Source organism: Nonomuraea sp. NPDC049028 (assembly GCF_043197735.1).
Lineage (GTDB): Bacteria > Actinomycetota > Actinomycetes > Streptosporangiales > Streptosporangiaceae > Nonomuraea.
Genome location: NZ_JBICTR010000009.1, coordinates 439,505 through 457,993, shown reverse-complemented (window position 1 = coordinate 457,993; position 18,489 = coordinate 439,505). Strand labels below are relative to the sequence as shown.

Sequence of the window (18,489 nt, the reverse complement as noted above, 5' to 3'; positions counted from 1 at the left end):
ATGCATGCGCATGTGCCCAGGCGTTGGATCGCCGTTTGATCTTCCGATGGGGCCCCTTAGGGCGAGCCCCTTAGAGGTCTCCCCACACAGCCGATTACGGTGGGTGACGGCGACCGCCAAGCGGCGGCACTCCGGAGTGGTCTCGCGCGTCGACATCAGCGGCCCTCTTTGCAGGCGTGGGAGGCGAGCTTGGCAACGATCCGGGTCGCTCGGGATTCGTGTTTGGCGTAGGCGTTCGGAAAGGCGCTGTTCTGGACGGCTTGAGCGGCTCGCGTGAGGGGCATGTCCTCCCATCCCTTGACTTGCTTGAGGTGGGAGAAGAAGCGGCGCGCCGACACTTCAGGGTTCGTTCGGTTGCGACCCCAATGCGGGTGCTGCTGGAAGATGCCGATCGCGAGGCCGTTGTCGCCGACCGTGCTGCTGTCCAGATCGGACTCCTGCAACGTCGTGGCGACGGCGATCACGGTCGCACGCTCGGGCATGCCCATGTCGTCGGCGGCCCTGATCACCGCGGCGGCGTTGGCTGCCTGCTCACTGTTCAGGCCGGACCCGCACACGCCGCCCTTGGCGGGGCGAACCTGGGCGTCGGCCGCGCACGCTTCGGTTGTCAGCGGTAACGCCGCGACAGCAGCACAGGCGAGGGCGATCTTCAGCGTCATGACTGGCCACCTCGCGGACTGCACGGCGTCAGCCCGGCCACGGCCTGACAGCCGGCGCACGAGGGAGAGAAGTTGACCCCGTGTGTCGGGCACGTGGGGAGGTCTTCCAGGTTGTGCATGTGCTCACAGGCGGGGTCGAAGTAGCGGGTCATGACTGGTCTCCGGAAGGGGGGTCGGTGAGGATCATGCGGACGCCTCCGCCCGGTCGCCGGAAGCGTCCGAGTCAGCGACCGTTTTCGGCGGCGCCAGCACTGTCCTGTCGGTCTTGAACTCGTAGCCCTGCGCGGTCATTCGCTTCTGCACGGCCTGGACGCGCTGGAGACCCCACGTTTCGCTGAATTCGTAGCGCTCCGCGACTTCGGTTTTCGTCGGTCGTCGACCGACGCCGTTTTGGCCGCGGCACCGACGGCGGATCCAGTCTTCGGCCTCGCGATTGTCCTGCTCGTCGGGCCTTTCGCGGTCGCTGTCAGGGTCGCGGCTCGGGTCGCTGTCTCGGTCGCCGAATTCGTGCCCGTCCGCGACCGGTAGCGCGACCGTGTCCACGACCGTGAGAGCCGCCGCTGGCCCGACAGGTGTCGGTCGCACGGCCGGTCGCTCCTCGGTCGCGTCAACGGTCGGGGAAACGACCGCCGCGGCGACCGAAGTTGTCGGCTCCACCGTCGGGGTTTCGACGCCGAGCACCCGCTGGCGCGTCCACATCTTCAGGTCGGCGAGGGCGCCGGACGCGCGCGAGTCGACGTCCGGTTCGGTGGCGGTGTGCGCGTCGGCGATCGCTTTGGCGCGGGCGACGGCTTCTTCTCCCGCTCCGGAAATGGCGGCGGCTCGTACGGCAGCCCAGTGGTAGGCCTTGTGGACGGCCGTGGTGATCTGGTGCTTGAGCGTGGTGACCGCCTCAGCCGCGCAGAACACCATGACCGGCGGCACGGAGTGGAGCAGGATGCCGCCGAAGTCGGGGCGGCCGGCCGGGATGGTCGACCAGGATTCCCACGTGTTCATGAGATAGGTGAGCGCGAGGGCGGTCCACTTGGTGCGGCGGATCCACCGGCCGCCCTTGATCTGGTGGCGGGCAATGATCTGCTCGCCCAGCAGGACCCCGACGAGGACGAGCGACACCATGGGGTCGAGCAGCCAGGCGATGCACCACTCGATGGACCACACTGCCGCGCCTTGGGCCGCGAACCGCTGGACGTTCGCCATCGTGAACAGCAGGCCCAGGATCAGGCCGATCCAGATGAGCCGGTCCACGCGGGTGCGCAGCCGTTCGATCCGCAGCGCGACCACGTCGGGGTCGGTGTCGTAGCCGCGCACGTCGGCGGCGGCCTTCGCCGCGGCTGCGAGTTTCATCGCACGCGTGGGGCGGCCCCGCTTGCCGGCCCACGCGTTGATCTCGCGGGCTGGGGGTGCGTGCGTCGCGTCCATGTCACTTGGTCCGTTCGGTCAAAGGTTCAGGTGGAGGAGGGCTGGTGATTCGTGAACCGCCCGACCGGGAGGGTGCCGGGAGGCTCACGGATCGTCAGCTCGTCTCGGCCACGTACTCGCGGTATGCGGCCCCGATTTCCCTCCGGGAGGAGGTGCGTTGCACGCTGTCCAGCACGGCCAAACAGCGGTTCTTCTCGGCGTCTGAGCCGCGCTGCTTGGCCAGTTCGTACGCTTTGATCGCTTTCACGAGCCGGTCGATCTGCGTCGCACTCATGTCGATCTCCAGGAGTTGGGTTGGGATGCCCGGCCACCGCAGGAGGGCGGGGGCGCGGTCTCCTGCGGCTCGGCGGCAGTTCGCAGAGCTCGGCGGATCCGCCACTGCCACCAGCGCGGCCGGGGCTCCGAGAGCTGAAGTACTGCGTCGGTGAGGTCGTGCATCGACACGGAGATCGAGGCGGTCGCCGCTGCTGTGGAGTCGGCGATCTCGACGCCCTGGTCGACGGTGGCGCACAGCTCGTGGAGCTCGCCGCCGACCTCCTGCAACCCCGATTTCATCTGGTCGCCCAGGCACTGGATTGCCGACGGCATCGCGGCCAGCATCTCCAGCGCGGTCGCGATCCGGTCCAGGTTGGCGTTGACCGCGAGCGTCGCGTGCCCCTGGCCTACCAACGCGTCCCGCACCGCCTGCACGCCGTTCTCGTAGTCGAGCTGACCGGAGCCGGCCCTGGCCCACATGGACAAGTGCTCAGGCGTCATCGCCAGCGCGAAGAAGTCGCGCGCCTGCCGGGCCAGCCCCTCATGCTGTGCCTCGGCCGGAGTGGTGAACGGGTCGGTGGCGGTCACCGCGACCTCCGCTTGCAGGAGCAGTTGCGGTCCGAGCAGCACGGGTCCACGCGCGTCCCGGTCTGGTAGGTGAGCATCCGGTCGTAAGCGTCCCGGACGGACTGCTTCTCGCCTCCGGGCCAGGAAGGGCTGTGGCCGCGCTCGACGTACTCGTGGCGGGTAGCGGTCGTCATCATCACGACACCGCCAGACGACGAGCACGGTAGGAGGACAGGTCGGTCACACCAGCGGGCGGCGGCGCGGAGGGCTGAAGGATCTGCTCGGCGAGAACCGAGACGTCGACCTGCATCTCCTCGCCGAGCAGGTCGGCGATCATGCACCGGTTCACGTCCGCGGACCTCGCGACGAGCATCAGCGACTCCGCAACCATCTGCAGGGTTTCGACCGGCACCGGCACGGTGGAAGCGTGGGGCTGTGCCATGATGAAGGGGTTCCTTCCGGTTGGACGACTGGTGGAGGACATGCGGGCGGCCCATGTCTTGGCAGGCGGGGCCGCCTTTCGCATGTCTGGGGAGATCGCGAGCATCAGGCCACGACCTCGGTGTTGTTCTTGGCACGCCACTCGGTGGCGTAGTGCTCGAAGCTGATCGACAATCCGCGCTGGAGAACGTCGCGCACGAATCCCTCGACGAACTGGCGCGGCATCGCCCACGCTCGGCCAAACTGCGTGCCCGGGAATCGTCCTTCGCGCAGCCCTGAATACAAGTACTCACGCGAACGGCGAAGCAGGCGCGCTGCCTCCGAAACGGACATGCCAGGCTCGGCCACCGATGTGTCGGGCACGGTAGCTGCGCACATGCACACCGCTGTCTCAGTTGTCTGCACCGGAGGGACTGTCTTCATGCATGCTATGCTGAACCATGCATGCAAGGTTCGTCAAGCAGAGACCGAGGAGGTGAGTAGATTGCAACCTGCGGATGTGCTGGACTTAGGACACATAGATGTCCCTAGTGCAGTAGGAGCTTCCTTGACCGACGCAGCTGACCGCACCCTCTACGTGAAGGTTGCGAACGATCTCAGAGCGAAGATTGCGTCGGGCGCTTTGCGCGTGGGGGAAGCGATCCCGTCGACCAAGGAACTCGAGCGCCAGCACGGCGTCTCGGCCACGGCCGCACGCAACGGCGTTGCGTTGCTCCGGAACGAAGGGTTGGTTGAAGGGGTCGCCGGCAAGGGGGTTTTCGTCATTGCCAAGCCCCAAGAAGTGGAAGCTGAACGAGTCAATCTGGAAGACATTGCGGTTCAGATCGCAGAACTGCGCGACGAGGTGCGCGCGCTGGCTGCCCGGGTTGATGACCAGCAGTCAGGACGTGATCTCGCTAGCGAGGTAGCTGAGTTGAGAGCACTCGTCGAACAGCTCTACAACCGGCTCGGACATCCCATGCCGAGCATCGACGCGGCCACCTCCGTGGCGTCGTCGCACCTGAACACTGGAACCCAGCATCCCCATTGAGAGCGAGGGCGTCGATGGTCGAGCGTGACCGTGTGATTGATCTCCGTACCCGCTCCACCTACAACCCTGACTGTGCAACTCTCGCGCGAAATCGGCTTGCGCTCGCCCGCAACAGCCTCGGCATGACCGTCGAGGAGTTCGCCGCAACGCTCACATCCTTGGTCGGTTGGCCAGTCACTCCGGACGCGCTCGAAGCCTGGGAGTCGAGCGTCGTGCCGCCGGGCGACGTAGTTGTTGCGGTGAGCACGGTGACGCCGGCGGCATCCGACATGCTCGGGCTCCGCTCGCACAAGTTCATCGCCGCCTTCGTCGGTGAGACGGCCGTGAAGCGTCTGATGCCTGTCTCGTCGCAGGACTGTCACGTCATCCCCCTGGATCACCCATCCGGGCAGTGCAACCTGCACCTGTGGTCATTCGGCGTCGCCATCTTCCATCTGGTTGAGGATCTCGTCGTCCCGAACATCGCCAGCCTGGCTGTCTGGCGGTACCGCTCCTACGACGAGAACCTGCACTGGGCGACGGGCCGTCTGGGGGCATTGGCCGGAGACGATTCCTTCCGAGCCTCGTATGTCCTCAGCGCCTACTGGGTACACAGCCCGAACTGGGTGGGGCGAATGCTCGATACCGCGCTGCGGGTCATGTGCGCACCCCGCGTCCTGGTGGAGCGGGACAGTACAGATAGCGCAACCTGTCTCGTCGCCGCTGAGCGTGCGGAGAAGGAACTGCTCGCTGGAGGTTTCGAGCACCAGGAGATGCGCTCTTTCGGCCTCAAAGGAGTCTCTCTTGGGTACTCGTCTTGGTCCGGCGTCGCCTACCATCCGCTCGATCCAGCCCGATCCCTCTCCGAAGACGAACTGGTGGCCTACGAGTTGAATCTCCAGGCCATTTGGGCTTTCAGCGACAACGTCAACCAGCAGGTCGAGCAAGGGCGCATGCCCACTGTGCCGAAGGGCTACGGATGGAAGTTCCTGCGGGCCGCACGCTCCCGACTCACCAACCCTCGCCCGCAAGAGACTGGCCAACACCGGTCAATGCGTGACGCGGTCTTAGAAACGAGCGGCTTACCGGGCCATCTCCACCATGCAATCGAGGCTCTCCGAGAGGCAGGCCAGCAGTGAGTAGTGCGGTGCTCGTTGTGGTCGACGTTCAGAACGGTTTCGTGCGAGAGGAGTCGGCGCATGTAGTGCCCGTCATTGCGAACATAGTGGAGCGATGGCAGGAAGCGGGCGGTGCAGTCGTTTTTACCAGGTATCTGAACTATCCCGGATCGCCGTTCGAGCGGCTAGTGCACTGGTCCGAGTGCATGACGTCGCCGCAGATCGACATCGTTCAGGAACTCCAGCCTTATATCGACAAGGCGACTGTGATCGACAAGAAGGGGTACGGCCTATTCGCGGACGCTGCCGGCGCAGCGTTGGTCGCTGAGCACGGCTGGCGCGACATCTACGTGTGTGGGATCGCGACGGAGAGCTGCGTGTTGGCGACTGCGCTTGGCGCGTTCGAGCTTGATCTGACCCCTTGGGTGATCGAGGACGCCTCCGCGAGCCATGCCGGTCAGTATGTGCACGAAGCGGGCATCCTCGTCACGCGTCGCTTCATCGGCGAAGGCCAGATCATAAAGACGGCCGACATCCCCGCGCAGCTCCTCGCGTGCGCAAGAGAGAACCGCGACGTCTTCGATCAGATTGAGCAGGCCAGTGTCTGAGGATTACGAGATGGACCCGGTTACGCTGGCCGACCCGGACGACGAGCGCCTCCTCGTCCGGGTCGGAGATCAGTTACTTGTCTTCATGGATCTCGGTAATAGTTCTCCGCTGCCTCAATGCGTCGCCCGGACTAAACGGGGACGGTGCCAACAGGGCATTGGTGCGAACTGCGATTACGGTGGGTGGAGCGAGTGGGGCGTTGCTCCCGGTAAGTCCGTATCGGCGATGGAGCCAGGACTCCCGGACGCGGCCTACATTCGGCAGCGTTGTCGAACACATCTGGACTCGGACGCGCCGGACGCGGTAGCTCCCACGTGGGAAAGGTTCGATCCCGAACGCCATCCATGGTTCGTGCGTAGGCACTCGATCCCGTCCTGGACCCCTGATGGGGTGGGCATGGTGCGGCGGGCCAGAGGCATTTCCGCAGGGGACGACGACCAGGATGATGGCTTGGCAGCCCTCTTGGCTGCGGCCGAGAAGAGCCGAGTCGACCCGCCGCTCCAGACCGCCTTGTACCGGTATTACGACGAGCGAGGCAGCCTGCTCTACGTGGGCATCACCGACAAGCTGTTTACTCGCACCATGTCGCACGTTGAGTCGTCGTCGTGGATGGACTTCGCGGTGCGATCTACAATCAACCGCTTCCCTAGTCGCAAGGAGGCTGAGACGGCCGAGCGGGAAGCGATCAAAACCGAGGGTCCTCTGTTCAACAGCCAGCACAACGACACGCCAGAAGCGCGCAAGCGACTCGTGGAGTACCTAATTGAGCAAGGCCGAACGGACCTGTTGGTAGCCGCCGTCTCGCGAGGCTAAGAACGTCAACGGTCGGCTTCTGTCTCTCTAGAGAAACCCAACCGTTCCTGGTCATCTTCTATTCGACCAGTTCATTCCCTGCGTATCGTCCACTTGACTGATCCATTTCTCCTGCTCTTGGCGAGGGCGCTACATGGGGTTCAGGGCACGGTGGACAGAGGAGCAATTCGAAGAGTGGTTCCACGCCCGGTTCGATCAGTGGATCACCGAGCGGTTCGACACAGAACTCGAACCGCGCCTACAAGCGCGAGACACCACGGCGGGACGGAAGTTCCAAGACAGGTTCGATGCCCTATTTAAGATCCGCTTCGAAGCGGCGTTCCAGGATCAACTCAAGACGTGGCAGGACGACGGGATGCCCGGCGTAGACACCTGGGTGGACAACTTCTTCGACAACCTTTTCACCGTCTACGCCGACACGTGGGGCGACGGCTCCGGCTTCCAGCGACGCTTCGATGAGCGTTTCGACGAACGCTTCAAGGAGAGCTTTGAGGAGCGGCTTGAAACCGAGGTTCGGGCCAGGGTAGCCAACGAACTGGCCGATCGGATCGACAAGCGGATCGAGCAGTGGCTGGTGTCCGTTCATCAGGAGCTTCTTAGGGCCGCTGACGCTCCTGCCGACCTCCCGAGTGACGCGCCAGCCGAAGGGCGACCCGATGGCGAGGCCGCCGACCAGACGGCCACCGCCGCACAGCTCGCCGAGTACCTGAAAAAGAAGCCCCTGAAGGTCGGTCGTATCCGTGAACTCCTCAGAGGGAAGGAGATCCCCGGACACCAGCCCGCCGTTTATCCACTGGGTGAGGCAGCCGCGACACTCCTGTCCAGGAGGACACGGGGAGGCAAGGTACCCAAGCCGGGCACCGGCGCGAAACGTGAGGATAGCAGCGACTCCTTGTAAGTCGATGCGGCGTCGGTGCGTCTATCTCTTCATCCCTCTCGGGTGCCAAGTACATGCCATGTCTGTAGGCTCGTAAGGGCAGCGAGAGGAGGGTGTGGTGTCTGCTCAGCCAGTGTTCGAGGATGACCCGCTGGACCCTCAAGTGATCCTTGACGGTCTGCCGGCGAGGGAGCGTCCCGAGTTTCTGCGCCAGTACCGTGCAGCGGCGCAGGCGGCCATGAGAGACGTCGCCCAGTACAAGGCGCTGCGGCAGCTGCTGCACCGCTGGAGCCTGGCTGTGATTGCCACGAACCGGCCCGCCTACTACGAGGCCATCGAGGACGCCAAAGCAGGCCGCGGGGAAGCCGTGCCGCTGGCGCAGGCCATCGCAGCGGAACTTGCCCGCCGTTCGTGACCTACCGTCCTGATCTGTCCGAGCGGGCGTTATCCCAGCTCGGTGGGTTCCCTGACGAGGCGCTGACCGCGTTGGCGCAGGCCATGGCCGACGTGTGCGAGAACCCTTACGATCCGCTCACCTCGATGGCGACCGACGACCCGCAGGTGCGGCGCTCGGACTTCGGTGGCCACGGGTTCGTGACGTTCCTGATCCTGGATGGGGTGGCTGTCGTGCGGATCGTCGACATCGTGTGGGCGGGCTGACAGCTGGTTTTCGCTGGCGCCTTGCGGAGGGTTGAAGGCCCGGCCCTCGCTCGTCCCCTCCGGTCGGCGAAGGCCGGGCTGCTCTAGGGGCGGGCCGCGTCCTGTAGGTCGTCCAGTGCGACCCACAACTGCTTGGCCAGCGCACAACGCAGCAGCGGTGACGACGCCGTGAGCATGGCGTCGCACTCCACCCTGACGGCCGTCTCGTCGTCGCCGCTGGGGGAGTACAGATCGACCACGAAGCCGAATGCCCGACTGCCGGCCGCGGTGCAGACTCTCGAGCGCCGGCGCAGGGGCGGGCAGGTGTCCAGCGCTTCCGGGATGCACTCCCAGCAGGTGGGCGGAAGGTTCGTCAGCCGTGCGCCGTCGCCGGTCGATTCTGGGTCGGTGTGGAACAGCCACGGGATCCGTCCGCCCAGCTCGGCGGCAGGCTTGCTGCACACCATGCAGAGGTGCTCGACCATCATGGTCCGCTGCCGCAGGGCGTTGACAGCCCTCCACTTGTGATGCCCGGACCGGTCCTGGCCGTGGCGCGCCCATAGGACGTCGAACATCCAGTCCCCGTCGACCGGATCCAGGTAGGAGAGTCGGACGTCCAGGACCGCAGCATGCCAGGCGAAAGCGAGCGGGTAGGGCACGAGTTCGCCCGTCCACACGTTGGCGTCGGGTACTCGCCAGCCGCTGGGGAGCCTGGTCATGTCGGATCTCCCGTCGTGAACGGGATCTCCGCGCGCCTGGCCAGCTGGGCGCGTAGCCGCTCCTGGTAAGCCAGCTTCGCCTCAAGGCCGTGGAGGTCGTCGGCGTCGACGGTGACCGAGCATCCAGGCGACAGCCGCGACTCCTCCCGAGTCGCCCAGTAGCGGCCGACATCGCTGCGTCGGATCGTCCACTTGGGAAAACGGGACATCAGTTCGCTTGCAGCTGGGTCGTCGGGGAGGGCCATGGAGCCGACCGTATTCCCCTACTTATCAGTAGGCCAGTAGGCGTCGCAACAACGGTCACGTGACGGTCTAGGTTCTATCCAGTACGTTGAGCGCAATCAGGTACGGATCAACCCTGTACCTACCGTTAAACCGTGATCGATCCCGAGGGTGAGCAGCCGGTGTACTTGCAGGTCGCAGCGCTCCTCCGCGAGCGCATCGAGGCAGGCGAATGGCGGCCTCGCCGTCGCCTGCCCGCCGTCGTGGCGCTTGAGCACGAGTACGGCGTGGCCCGCAATACCATCCTCAAGGCGATCAAGCATCTGCGCGAGACCGGCTACGTCTACACGGTCCCGAACTGGGGCACCGTCGTACGTGCCGGGTCGGATGACATCACCGTCGTAGTGATGGAGCCGGGAAGCCGCGGCATCTTCCGCATAGCCAACGACCAGGAGAGCGCTCGGCTCGACCTCGACCCGGACGCCGCGGTGTTCGTGCTTGAACGGAGGGGCGGCGAGGTCGAAGTGCTGCCTGCCGACAAGGTGGAGATCCGCGGGCCCGAGGTCTGACCGCTGCCCATTTGGCGATGAGCTGAAACGATTCCTCGGAGGTTCCGGTTAAGGATCGTCCTCCGGCGGACTGTTTCTTACGCGCCACGAGGGAGAAGCGACTCCCCGAGAGCAAATTGTCCACGTTGCGCTGTTGGCCAAGGTGAGCGATGTTGGGCGGGCAGCTCTCGGGGACCGATCGCACGCGCGAACCTCTCCGCCTGATCCATCAGGACTGCCCACCGGATGGCCCGGTGGGGGAGGAGATCCGGTCCATGTCCGAGAGTGGCAAGCGGGACGAGCGTCACCAGAGGATCCGCACGGCGCTGGCTGTTGCCGGCGCCGTGTTCAAGGTCTTGTGGACGATGTTCGACCCGCGCCGCCACCTCTAGGGTGGCTGGGCCTCCTACCGGCGTGAATTGAACACTCCAGCAGGTAGGAGGCCCACTGCTCACCATAGGGACGTACCGGTGATCTCGCCATGCTGCGAGGGTTGCACCCTGTAGGGCAATTGATGTCCTCCGGGGATGCTTGGCTCTGCCTCCGGGGGAGCGGCCTCTACCTGGAGGGCGTCGAACGCGACAAGGCTTCACGATCGCACCTGGTCGGCTCGTTTGCCACTTCCGGTATCCACAGGGCCGTTGCTCTTGTCAAGCTTCCTGTGTCTCAGGGTATGAGTTTTTTCGCGTCTGGGTGGATCGGGTGCGCCTAGGGTGGAATGCTTTCTCTTAGGAGGGTCCGGTATGCCCACGCGTTTCCGGCGTGTAGCCGGCACTGGGAGGGCACTCCGTACATCCGGATCGCGGTTCTCCGCGTATCCATAGGTGTGGCGGCGGGGCCCGACAACCTCTGCATGAGGCTGATCCCCGCCGCCACGTCCATATGTGTATCACTCACGCATAAGCATTCTCCAGGTGGTTCCGGTGGCGGTCCTGGGTAGTCCTGGGACGTCCCAGGACTACCCAGGTAGTCCGGGGTAATGCCCGGTGTGATGGGGTCTGCCTGGTCCCACTAGCGTCATTCCATGATCAAGTGGCAGCCGCGGCACCGCTGGGAAGAGGTCGCGGACGATCTGCGCCAGCGCATCCTGGACGGCGAGTTTCCGCCACGCACCACGATCCCCGGCATTCCCAGGCTCATGCAGCAGTACGGCATCGGCAGAAACACTGCCCTGCACGTGATTGCGGCCCTGGCCGAGGAGGGATTGGTCGTGGTGCGCCGGTCGATGGGCACGTTCGTCATACCGCCCGAGGACCGGCCGCAGCCGTGATTGGTCAGCCGCGAAACCGGTGGGCGATCTCCAGCTGTTGCGCGAGGATGGCCGCCAATGCCCGCGCGTCGGGCTGCACGATGTACTGGTGGAGTCCGGCTTCGGCCTGCCGGCGGGTGGGGGCGGCTGCCCGGACGGCGCTCCACATGCCGGTGCGCTGTTCGTGGATGTGGTAGGCGGGGTAGGTCTGCTCCATCGCGGTTAACTCGGGTGATGGACGTTGGTGGGCGGGTTGGGATGCTGCGGTCATTTCGAGGGTCCCCCTGTCGCTATGTGACCTTTGCCCCGCGCTTCCCCACGGTGACGGGACCGTCACATAATGCGTCACGAGCGCCGCAAGTGGAAGTAGTTACTTATTGCGTTATGCAAGAGTCATTAAGGTCGGTCAGAAATAACCTATACAGATAGGGAAAAGTGGAGGGGAGGAGTGGGAGCGAAAATGGGAGTGGATCATGTGGTTTCAAGTGGTCGCAGGTGGCCGCAGGTTGTACGCCAAACCCGTTCGGACCTGGGGAAACTCCAGGAAACGCCAGGTCGGATTTGCGTCTCCACCTCGTTCGCATCGAAGGGGTCAGGGGTTCGAATCCCCTCATCTCCACCAGGATATTTGCAGGTGACAAGGGGTTTCGGAGTTGATCCGGAGCCCCTTTTCCCTTGTCTGGGAGTCGATGGGAGTCAATCGGGGAGCCATCTCGCTCGGACTCTCTACCCGTGTTGGCTGTCGCCGAAGATGGAGTTCATCGTTTAGGCACCTTTGGTGATCACCGGTCTGAGCTGGTGCCGGTACACGGCTTCGGTGACGCTGGTGCCCGCGTGCCCGACGAGATCGGCGATGGGTACGCCTTGGTCACTCATGATGGAGACGAACGAGTGACGTAGTTCCCGGGCGCTCCAGGCGGTTCCGAGCCCCGCTCGTTTGGTGATCTTGCGGAAGGCCGCCGTACGTTCGAGGCGTCCAGCGGGGTTCCGACGCTCGTGCAGAACACCAGGTTGTGATCCTGCCACGCCTCGCCGACCTTGAGCTTAAGGATGGCTTGGCGGGTGTGATGTTGCCGGAGTGCCCGCGCCGCCAGCTTGGGCAGGTCCAGCGTGCGACGCGACTTGCGTGTCTTGGTGTCCCCTCCTTCTCGGTCGGCACGCCATACGTAGATGGCGAACTTCTTGTGCTGAAATCCCACCTCCGTCTCCGGATGCCAGGTCTTGAGGCTGGGGATCCAGGCGACGTCATGATCCCAGCGCAGTGCGCGGGCTTCCTCGGTACGGACGCCTGCGGTGAGGCTGAGCACCACGTAGGCGTGGAGTTCGGAGAACTCGGCGGCTTTGAGTACGGCCTCTGCCTCCTGCCGAGTGAGCGCCCTGCTGGGGCGTCCATCCGTACCCGTTGGTGTGGTGACCAGCTCGGCAACGTTCCTGAGCACCATGTCGCGTGCCTGAGCTTGCCGGATAGCTCGCTTCAGCACGCCGTGAATCTCCCGAAGAGTGGTGGTGGCCAACGTGTTGGCGAGCTGGTCAATCCACTCGTCCACGTGATCGGCACGTAGCGGGACTGTACGGGTTTTCGGCTCTGTCGCGGATTCGGTGGTGACGGAAGGTGTTACAACGTCACGCTGAGTTGTGGCCAACGTCGACGAGCTGACGCATATGGTGTTCTCGGGGTTATCGCCTCTGGTGGTGGAGGACATAGCGGACGAGGGCGAGCACATTCGTAATATGGCTGAATGAAATTCAGCTCTACCTCCTTACTCCTGACAGCAGCATCGGTGCGCAAGTTGCAGCCGAACTGAGAAACTTGCTGCGAGACCCTGAGCGGGGACCGATATTGCTCCTTGGTACCGCCTGGCCTGGCTACTGGTTTACTCTTACTTCGAGAGTGGACGATAACAATCTGAACAATCCAAATGATCCACATGCCCACGCAAGAGAATTACTTTCCGGTACAGATATATCTGTTCCAGAACGATTTGACACTCAAGCTCTCGCCTTGCGAATCACGGTGACCCTGTCGCCCTTAGGCGCCTAGGCTATCGAACTGTGCGAGAAAGCCGGACGGCAAGGAGACTCAACGGCACTCGGCCGCGCTGCAGGTTACCTTCAGAAGCAAGGGCGTACCGAAGAGGCAATAGGCTTATACCGGTATGCGGCCGAGTCCGGAGACCTCTTGATGCTTACGTTTGTTACTCACATTCTCGCTGATCTGGGGCGGGTAGACGAGCTAATACCTATTCATCAACGTGCGGCAGAGAATGGTATCGTTGGCGCCTATGACACGGCAATAAAGCTTTTCAGTGACATCGGTCAATTGGATGTTGCCTTGGCCTGGCTGCATGAACGGGTGGCTGCGGGAGATCGGAACGCCGCAGTATGGTTACGTCATCTGCAGTAAATTTGGTTGGGGGTGGGGTGATAGATAGAGAGGTTCAAAGGCTGAGGTTACGGCGGTGAAGCCGCTGATCAGCTGGGGCGGTACGGGGACATATCGAGCATCGACATGTGACGCCGCCCTACGAGGAGCGGGTGGCGGGGGCTGTGCTTCGCCGACGGAACCAACGCCGGTGGCCCCGGATGAAGGTCACTACGAAGAGGACCTGGATGCCGCCTTCGATGAGCACCAGGAGCCCGGAGTCCAGCGCTAGGAGCACCGGTCCGCCGTTGAAGCCGTCGGCGATGGCGAGGAGGGCTCGCACCAGCGCCGCGATCGCGATCGGAACGCCGAACAGGGCGAGGAAGCTGAGGCTGATGGTGGCACCGAGTACGAGGAAGACGGAGTAGACGCGGGTCGCCCGCCGCTCATGGGGGGCCAGCCCGGTCGTCGGGTCCGCGACAGGAGCGGGACGGCGGCGCAGGCCTGCGACGGTTCTCGCGAGCAGATACCTGGCGTAGGCGAGCCCGTCGTCGAAAAGGTTCCGGGTCCGCAGCAGGTCGCGAAGAACGTAGTACAGGTCGGTGCGCATGTAGACCTGGAGCTGGAACGGAATGCTCAGGAGGACGCAGACGACGAGTGCCTGAAGTACGGCCTTCACCGGCTGAGGCATGGCTACGTGGGCGACCAGCAGGGTCAGGGACGCGATGAGAAACAGGTCCCAGGCCATCCCCGCCAGATACACCCGATAGCGGGATCGCCTCGGCACGCCCCACACCGCCGTGACGTCGGTCTGCACCACCAGGTTGTGGAGGCGGGTGCCGAAGCCGATCCGCCCGGGAACGCCGAGTGACCGGGCCGCCGTCAGGTGCATAAGCTCGTGCATGCTGATGCTGATCGACATCATCACGGTGTTGACCAGCACCGTCAGGCCGACGTAGTCGCCCCAGAAGAAGTCCGTGTAGTTCGGCAGCAGATCGGGCCGCATGGCGAGGGTGACCAGTGCCGCGCCCATGACCAGCAGCCAGACGAGTTTCATCGACCGGCTGAAGAGCCACGCCACATGCAGCTCGGTCAGTCGGCTGAAATGGCTGCGCGGAGTGTTCGCCTCCGGATCCGGCAGCGGCTGTCCATCGACGGAACGGACGAATCCCATATCCGCCAGGGCTTCCACGAGCTCCGCGACGTCGAGCTCCACCTCCTGCTCGGCTGCCATCCGCTCCTCGGTGGCGCTTATGGAGAGCCCCGCGCTCAGGAGGCTGATTGCGTCGCCGTAGACCGCCGGCAGCTCTATGAACTCCCCGATCTCTGACCGGCCGACGACCACGACTTCCGGGTCGTCGTCGTCCGGGCGGACGATCAGCGGATGGAAGCCGACGTTGCTGTCGGCGGTGAGCGGTGCGGCACTCACGACGTTGTGGGCCCGCAGGCGGGGCAGTCGTCGTCGTGCGGAACGTCGATGTAGTAGGAGTGATCCCACATGGCGTAGTTCCAGTGGAAGACCCGGCCGCGCACCTGGGTCGGCAGGCCGCCGAGGTGATACAGAACTTCCAGCGCGCAGAGATGCCCGCTGATGTTGGCGCTCGCCGCCACCACGGCGTTCGGACGCTCCTCGGTAAGTGGGCGGCCGTGGGCGTTGACCTCGCGACGGTCCTCCTGACGGTGCAGGCACGCCCAACACCCGGTCTCGCCTGGGATCAGGGATCCGACGACGGCCATCGGCCCCGTGTAGAAGCTGACGAACCATGGCGTGCCGGTGCGCAGCGCCGCCTCGTTGGTCCAGAACATGATGTCCGGGTGCGGCTTGTCCGCGCAGAGGACGAACACGTCGCAGTCTTCCATCAGGGCGGCGATGTCATTGGACGCGCCTGCCTTGACGGTGCTGCCGGTCACTGTGACCAGACTGTTCATGGCACGCAGCCGATCCACGGCGCTGTCGACCTTGGGCCGGTCGATGTCCTGCTCGGTGTACAGGAGCTGGCGCGTGAGGTTCGGTTCCTCGACTGTGTCGAAGTCGGCGATGTGCAGAGCTCCGATACCGCTGGAGACCAGTCCGGCCGCCACGGCGGAGCCCGTGCCGCCGATGCCGAGCAGGCACACCTTGGCAGCTTTGATCTTGGACTGAATGTCGTACGGAGAGCTCCGCGGAGTGGAGTCGATCCACGCGAAGAAGTTTCTGGCCGGTCCGTAGCGTGCCGCCTCACGCGGGGTGAGGTTGCCGGGAAGCGGCGCGCCGGCGTCTTCGACGAATCCGTTGTCGATCAGCCCCGCGATGACCTCGCGGACACTCTGGTCATCGAAATCTGGGTGTGTCTCGGCGAAAGTGGCACAAATCTGATCGATCGTCTTGGTGCCGTCCATTAGGACGATCAGCTGGGCGATCGCGCCGTCCTCATCGTCCTGGATCTCGGAGGAGATGCCCTGCTGCATGAGACCTATGACGATGCGACCATCCGGCAAGGCCATGGGCTGATGGACACTCTTGATGCGGGGGAAGTGCACGAGAACCTTCCAGATCACGCCGAGAACACAGGAGGGCCGGCCAGGTCCTGCCTGACCGGCCGGGTATCCGTAGGTGTCAGCCGACCAGACGGAGCTGGGTGGTCTCCACCTTCTCCAGCCGCTTGATCTTGAGGTCGATCTTCTTCGTGGGCTTCTTGTCCTCGGTTACCTGGCTTGACTTCTCCACGTTGCCTCCTCGATAGAACGAAGGGCGGTGCGCGACGAGTTACGCACCATGATCAGCGATCATAGCCACAAGGTTCCGCCGACATAAGCCCCGATTTCCTGCGCCTTCGGATTGAACGGTGTGATTAGGCCATCAGGTCGCTGAACGCCCGTTCCATCACATACCGCTCCGCTCCTACTGCCAGCGAGACGATCTCGCATGGGAGGGGTCGAAGGCCCCGGGGAGCACGCCGCGGCCCCTGGGCGCGAAGCGCCTGATCGGGTGAGCCCTTGCAGTGCGCGTGGTCGCCCGGGCTACCGAACCGGGTCGCGTTTCCGTGTGCGTCACCAGACTAGCCTCGCTTGGAGCTAACCTGTGGCCTCTACTTGTCTGCAACAGCTCATCGATCGCGTCCACGATCACCTGTGCGCGGAGGCAGCGATGCCGTTGGGGCTGGCCGCGCCGCCCCCGCAATAGCCCGTAGACCGCTGCGCGGCTCGGCCTAGTGGTGATGGCCTGTTAACCGCGTCAGCTCTTCGCTACTTCGTTCCGTACACACTGCCAGGCGTGCATGCTGACGGCGCGAATCTCGGTCGCGTCGCGAAAGCATGCGGGGTAGAGCAGGTTCTCGGGAGCGTCGCTGTTAGGCACGCTAGGGTCAGCTATGGCCAGAGCAGGCACCTCGACGACGACCCGCCACTCGTCGGGACCGCATTGAGCCAGGACAGTGCCCGGCAGCCACGGCCACGAGTCGCGATCGTCGTTCTGGTCATCGCGTAGGGGATACCTGACGAGGACGGGAGCGTCTTCGGGGAAACGCCCGTCATTGTCGTCAGGGAGGTACTCGATCATGGGATTCCTCTCCCACCCCGGGGAGGAGCCACGGGAGCCAATTTCGGGAGCCACCGCCTTACGGCTCCCTCGGACTTCCCGCGTCCTCCCCGGAGCGTTCTGTAAGGTGAGAGGCATCCGATCGACTCGGATCGACATCCTCAGACTTCCCGGACTTCCTTCGCATCGAAGGGGTCAGGGGTTCGAATCCCCTCATCTCCACCAGGGGCCGTTCTTGAGACGGCTGGACTGAAGTTGACGGGATCCCGTCTGATCTTGGTGATCGGGCGGGATCTTGTCGTTTCAGGAGTTTCCGAATCGAGTTCGTCCTGGTTTGGGAACCGCGGAGCAGGTGTCCGGGAAGGCCCGGGTGGTGTCAGGCCGCTGGTGGAGGACCGACATTCGGCCGTTGGGCATGGCGAAGCCGACGGTGGGTTGGGTGCTGCGGTGGGGTGGCGGGTTTTGCGGCTTATGGGGCGGGTGGTGGCCTGCTCTGGCCTGCGGGTGGTGCGCCGTCGAAGGTCCCGGCTGGTGTCAGCGAGTGTGATGGGCTCGTCTTGGGGCTCGTGGGTGTGGCGCCACTGATCGAGGAAGTGGTCGTTGGCGACCGCGACGAGCAGCGCGACCAGGATGGTCTGGGCGACGCGTCCGTGGGCGAGCCGGTTTTTGGGGTCGCCGAGGTCGAGGTCGTGTCCCTTGAGTCTGCCGTTGATGCCTTCGGTGTTGGCGCGAACAGGCTTGTAGGTCCCGATCCAGGCGGGACTCAGGTAGGCCAGGTCCTGGCGGAACTTGTCGAGGTGGCCGAGATCGCCGGGGTGCAGGGTGATGGTGTGCTGGCGGCAGATCTTCGGCAGTTGGTCGGTCTTCAGGTCAGGCTGCGGTGGCAGGACGCGGGGTTTGGCCGCGGGGTGAGCGCCTCGTTGTCGGGTGTTGGTGAGGTCGACTGCGGCGGGCCGGTTGGGTCCGCGCTGGTGGAGGCGGTCGAAGCGGGGGCAGGTGACCGACGGGGAGGTGCCTGCTGTCGGGCATTGCAAGCGGATGGCGCCGTCCGCGTTCGTGTTTTGTTTGAGGCGCAGCAGGTACGGCGCTCGCGCGCTGATGAGCGCGGTGAGTTCTTCCGATGGGCCGCGGATGGCGGCGTCGTCCAGACCGGTGGTGACCTGGGCGAGCCGGTCGGGCATCAGCGGGCAGGCCAGGGAGCCGTCGATGAGCAGGGCGCCGTGGACGCTGCCCGGCACCCCCCGTTGATCCACTTTGTAGTCGAGGGCGAGCCTGTGGCCGAGTTCGCGTGCGGGATGGGCGAACGTGCCGGGTGTGGACGGCGCCGAAGGCGGGGGCGGTTGAGGGTTTCCGTACTAGGTCCTCTCGGGATGCCTTGGCCGGCGACCGAGCCGCTGGAACGGGACCTGTCGGCCGTACGCGCCGCCGACGCCGTGGGGCGGCGGGTGCCCGGGTGAGACGGCCGG

25 protein-coding genes and 1 tRNA gene are annotated in these 18,489 nt (G+C 64.6%); 10 read left to right on the top strand and 16 right to left on the bottom strand.

Annotation, left to right across the window (positions count from 1 at the left end; translation table 11 throughout):
* Positions 1-155 precede the first annotated feature (155 nt).
* The 7 genes from ACGFJ2_RS35790 to ACGFJ2_RS35760 form a co-directional block, all read right to left on the bottom strand.
* Positions 156-659, bottom strand: coding sequence for a hypothetical protein (locus tag ACGFJ2_RS35790; protein WP_393475877.1), 504 nt, complete (start codon positions 657-659; stop codon positions 156-158).
* A gap of 183 nt (positions 660-842) precedes the next feature.
* Entirely contained in the window at positions 843-2,078 is a 1,236-nt protein-coding gene (locus tag ACGFJ2_RS35785) for a hypothetical protein (protein ID WP_393475874.1), read from the bottom strand.
* 94 nt (positions 2,079-2,172) lie between these two features.
* Positions 2,173-2,352: a hypothetical protein gene (locus ACGFJ2_RS35780; RefSeq protein WP_393475871.1), complete on the bottom strand. Its 180-nt coding sequence runs from the start codon at positions 2,350-2,352 to the stop codon at positions 2,173-2,175.
* Complete coding sequence (locus tag ACGFJ2_RS35775; protein WP_393475868.1) at positions 2,349-2,921, bottom strand: hypothetical protein; 573 nt, start codon at positions 2,919-2,921, stop codon at positions 2,349-2,351. The genes ACGFJ2_RS35780 and ACGFJ2_RS35775 overlap by 4 nt, the downstream gene beginning before the upstream one ends.
* Positions 2,918-3,097 carry a hypothetical protein gene (locus ACGFJ2_RS35770; RefSeq protein WP_393475865.1) on the bottom strand — a complete coding sequence of 60 codons (180 nt, stop codon included), beginning with the start codon at positions 3,095-3,097 and terminating at the stop codon, positions 2,918-2,920. Before ACGFJ2_RS35770 ends, ACGFJ2_RS35775 begins: the two co-directional genes overlap by 4 nt.
* Positions 3,097-3,447 carry a hypothetical protein gene (locus tag ACGFJ2_RS35765; RefSeq protein ID WP_393475862.1) on the bottom strand — a complete coding sequence of 117 codons (351 nt, stop codon included), beginning with the start codon at positions 3,445-3,447 and terminating at the stop codon, positions 3,097-3,099. Before ACGFJ2_RS35765 ends, ACGFJ2_RS35770 begins: the two co-directional genes overlap by 1 nt.
* Positions 3,447-3,674 (bottom strand): excisionase family DNA-binding protein, encoded by a 228-nt coding sequence (locus ACGFJ2_RS35760; RefSeq protein WP_393476311.1) that lies wholly within the window; start codon positions 3,672-3,674, stop codon positions 3,447-3,449. The genes ACGFJ2_RS35765 and ACGFJ2_RS35760 overlap by 1 nt, the downstream gene beginning before the upstream one ends.
* A gap of 214 nt (positions 3,675-3,888) precedes the next feature.
* Here ACGFJ2_RS35760 and ACGFJ2_RS35755 point away from each other — a divergent pair, with 214 nt between their 5' ends.
* The 7 genes from ACGFJ2_RS35755 (at position 3,889) to ACGFJ2_RS35725 (ending at position 8,427) form a co-directional block, all read left to right on the top strand.
* The gene (locus tag ACGFJ2_RS35755; protein WP_393475860.1) at positions 3,889-4,371 is read left to right on the top strand and encodes a GntR family transcriptional regulator; all 483 of its coding nucleotides are present in this window, start codon (positions 3,889-3,891) and stop codon (positions 4,369-4,371) included.
* A gap of 14 nt (positions 4,372-4,385) precedes the next feature.
* A complete protein-coding gene (locus tag ACGFJ2_RS35750; protein WP_393475858.1) occupies positions 4,386-5,489 on the top strand; it encodes a hypothetical protein in 1,104 nt (367 codons plus the stop codon).
* Between the two features lie 8 nt (positions 5,490-5,497).
* Positions 5,498-6,076 (top strand): cysteine hydrolase, encoded by a 579-nt coding sequence (locus ACGFJ2_RS35745; RefSeq protein ID WP_393475855.1) that lies wholly within the window; start codon positions 5,498-5,500, stop codon positions 6,074-6,076.
* Between the two features lie 397 nt (positions 6,077-6,473).
* Complete coding sequence (locus tag ACGFJ2_RS35740; protein WP_393475852.1) at positions 6,474-6,890, top strand: hypothetical protein; 417 nt, start codon at positions 6,474-6,476, stop codon at positions 6,888-6,890.
* A gap of 133 nt (positions 6,891-7,023) precedes the next feature.
* Positions 7,024-7,788, top strand: coding sequence for a hypothetical protein (locus tag ACGFJ2_RS35735; protein ID WP_393475849.1), 765 nt, complete (start codon positions 7,024-7,026; stop codon positions 7,786-7,788).
* Positions 7,789-7,900: 112 nt separating this feature from the next.
* Positions 7,901-8,182, top strand: coding sequence for a DUF6247 family protein (locus tag ACGFJ2_RS35730; protein WP_393475846.1), 282 nt, complete (start codon positions 7,901-7,903; stop codon positions 8,180-8,182).
* Positions 8,179-8,427, top strand: a complete 249-nt coding sequence (locus tag ACGFJ2_RS35725) for a type II toxin-antitoxin system RelE/ParE family toxin (RefSeq protein WP_393475843.1) — start codon at positions 8,179-8,181, stop codon at positions 8,425-8,427. Before ACGFJ2_RS35730 ends, ACGFJ2_RS35725 begins: the two co-directional genes overlap by 4 nt.
* 83 nt (positions 8,428-8,510) lie before the next feature.
* Here the strand turns inward: ACGFJ2_RS35725 and ACGFJ2_RS35720 are convergent, their stop codons facing one another.
* Positions 8,511-9,125 (bottom strand): hypothetical protein, encoded by a 615-nt coding sequence (locus tag ACGFJ2_RS35720; protein ID WP_358179056.1) that lies wholly within the window; start codon positions 9,123-9,125, stop codon positions 8,511-8,513.
* Positions 9,122-9,370, bottom strand: a complete 249-nt coding sequence (locus ACGFJ2_RS35715; RefSeq protein ID WP_358179058.1) for a hypothetical protein — start codon at positions 9,368-9,370, stop codon at positions 9,122-9,124. Before ACGFJ2_RS35715 ends, ACGFJ2_RS35720 begins: the two co-directional genes overlap by 4 nt.
* 132 nt (positions 9,371-9,502) lie before the next feature.
* Here ACGFJ2_RS35715 and ACGFJ2_RS35710 point away from each other — a divergent pair, with 132 nt between their 5' ends.
* A complete protein-coding gene (locus tag ACGFJ2_RS35710) occupies positions 9,503-9,916 on the top strand; it encodes a GntR family transcriptional regulator (protein WP_393475839.1) in 414 nt (137 codons plus the stop codon).
* A 1,003-nt stretch (positions 9,917-10,919) separates the two neighbouring features.
* Positions 10,920-11,165 (top strand): winged helix-turn-helix domain-containing protein, encoded by a 246-nt coding sequence (locus ACGFJ2_RS35705; protein ID WP_393475836.1) that lies wholly within the window; start codon positions 10,920-10,922, stop codon positions 11,163-11,165.
* Between the two features lie 4 nt (positions 11,166-11,169).
* On the opposite strand, the gene ACGFJ2_RS35700 is transcribed toward ACGFJ2_RS35705, so the two are convergent.
* On the bottom strand, positions 11,170-11,361 hold the full coding sequence (locus ACGFJ2_RS35700) for a hypothetical protein (RefSeq protein ID WP_393475833.1): 192 nt from the start codon (positions 11,359-11,361) through the stop codon (positions 11,170-11,172).
* A gap of 251 nt (positions 11,362-11,612) precedes the next feature.
* On the opposite strand from ACGFJ2_RS35700, the gene ACGFJ2_RS35695 reads away from it, so the two are divergent.
* Positions 11,613-11,766, top strand: a tRNA-Ala gene (locus ACGFJ2_RS35695).
* A 143-nt stretch (positions 11,767-11,909) separates the two neighbouring features.
* Here the strand turns inward: ACGFJ2_RS35695 and ACGFJ2_RS35690 are convergent.
* From ACGFJ2_RS35690 to ACGFJ2_RS35665, 6 genes are all read right to left on the bottom strand, one after another.
* On the bottom strand, positions 11,910-12,089 hold the full coding sequence (locus ACGFJ2_RS35690) for a hypothetical protein (RefSeq protein WP_393476308.1): 180 nt from the start codon (positions 12,087-12,089) through the stop codon (positions 11,910-11,912).
* The gene (xerC, locus tag ACGFJ2_RS35685; RefSeq protein ID WP_393476321.1) at positions 12,017-12,847 is read right to left on the bottom strand and encodes a tyrosine recombinase XerC; all 831 of its coding nucleotides are present in this window, start codon (positions 12,845-12,847) and stop codon (positions 12,017-12,019) included. The genes ACGFJ2_RS35690 and xerC overlap by 73 nt, the downstream gene beginning before the upstream one ends.
* Before the next feature lie 819 nt (positions 12,848-13,666).
* Positions 13,667-14,935, bottom strand: coding sequence for a hypothetical protein (locus tag ACGFJ2_RS35680; protein ID WP_393475830.1), 1,269 nt, complete (start codon positions 14,933-14,935; stop codon positions 13,667-13,669).
* Positions 14,932-16,044: a TOMM precursor leader peptide-binding protein gene (locus ACGFJ2_RS35675; protein WP_358179066.1), complete on the bottom strand. Its 1,113-nt coding sequence runs from the start codon at positions 16,042-16,044 to the stop codon at positions 14,932-14,934. The genes ACGFJ2_RS35680 and ACGFJ2_RS35675 overlap by 4 nt, the downstream gene beginning before the upstream one ends.
* A 676-nt stretch (positions 16,045-16,720) precedes the next feature.
* Positions 16,721-17,044, bottom strand: coding sequence for a hypothetical protein (locus ACGFJ2_RS35670; RefSeq protein WP_393475826.1), 324 nt, complete (start codon positions 17,042-17,044; stop codon positions 16,721-16,723).
* A gap of 140 nt (positions 17,045-17,184) precedes the next feature.
* Positions 17,185-18,261 carry a hypothetical protein gene (locus ACGFJ2_RS35665; RefSeq protein ID WP_393475823.1) on the bottom strand — a complete coding sequence of 359 codons (1,077 nt, stop codon included), beginning with the start codon at positions 18,259-18,261 and terminating at the stop codon, positions 17,185-17,187.
* Between the last annotated feature and the right edge of the window lie 228 nt (positions 18,262-18,489).

What these genes read in the sequence shown, in the direction of transcription:
- ACGFJ2_RS35765 (WP_393475862.1), bottom strand. Translation starts at nt 3,447, where the DNA reads ATGCTCGCGATCTCCCCAGACATGCGAAAGGCGGCCCCGCCTGCCAAG.
- ACGFJ2_RS35705 (WP_393475836.1), top strand. Translation starts at nt 10,920, where the DNA reads ATGATCAAGTGGCAGCCGCGGCACCGCTGGGAAGAGGTCGCGGACGAT.
- ACGFJ2_RS35670 (WP_393475826.1), bottom strand. Translation starts at nt 17,044, where the DNA reads ATGATCGAGTACCTCCCTGACGACAATGACGGGCGTTTCCCCGAAGAC.
- xerC (WP_393476321.1), bottom strand. Translation starts at nt 12,847, where the DNA reads ATGTCCTCCACCACCAGAGGCGATAACCCCGAGAACACCATATGCGTC.
- ACGFJ2_RS35780 (WP_393475871.1), bottom strand. Translation starts at nt 2,352, where the DNA reads ATGAGTGCGACGCAGATCGACCGGCTCGTGAAAGCGATCAAAGCGTAC.
- ACGFJ2_RS35700 (WP_393475833.1), bottom strand. Translation starts at nt 11,361, where the DNA reads ATGGAGCAGACCTACCCCGCCTACCACATCCACGAACAGCGCACCGGC.
- ACGFJ2_RS35735 (WP_393475849.1), top strand. Translation starts at nt 7,024, where the DNA reads ATGGGGTTCAGGGCACGGTGGACAGAGGAGCAATTCGAAGAGTGGTTC.
- ACGFJ2_RS35790 (WP_393475877.1), bottom strand. Translation starts at nt 659, where the DNA reads ATGACGCTGAAGATCGCCCTCGCCTGTGCTGCTGTCGCGGCGTTACCG.
- ACGFJ2_RS35760 (WP_393476311.1), bottom strand. Translation starts at nt 3,674, where the DNA reads ATGTCCGTTTCGGAGGCAGCGCGCCTGCTTCGCCGTTCGCGTGAGTAC.
- ACGFJ2_RS35720 (WP_358179056.1), bottom strand. Translation starts at nt 9,125, where the DNA reads ATGACCAGGCTCCCCAGCGGCTGGCGAGTACCCGACGCCAACGTGTGG.
- ACGFJ2_RS35770 (WP_393475865.1), bottom strand. Translation starts at nt 3,097, where the DNA reads ATGATGACGACCGCTACCCGCCACGAGTACGTCGAGCGCGGCCACAGC.
- ACGFJ2_RS35785 (WP_393475874.1), bottom strand. Translation starts at nt 2,078, where the DNA reads ATGGACGCGACGCACGCACCCCCAGCCCGCGAGATCAACGCGTGGGCC.
- ACGFJ2_RS35740 (WP_393475852.1), top strand. Translation starts at nt 6,474, where the DNA reads ATGGTGCGGCGGGCCAGAGGCATTTCCGCAGGGGACGACGACCAGGAT.
- ACGFJ2_RS35750 (WP_393475858.1), top strand. Translation starts at nt 4,386, where the DNA reads ATGGTCGAGCGTGACCGTGTGATTGATCTCCGTACCCGCTCCACCTAC.
- ACGFJ2_RS35715 (WP_358179058.1), bottom strand. Translation starts at nt 9,370, where the DNA reads ATGGCCCTCCCCGACGACCCAGCTGCAAGCGAACTGATGTCCCGTTTT.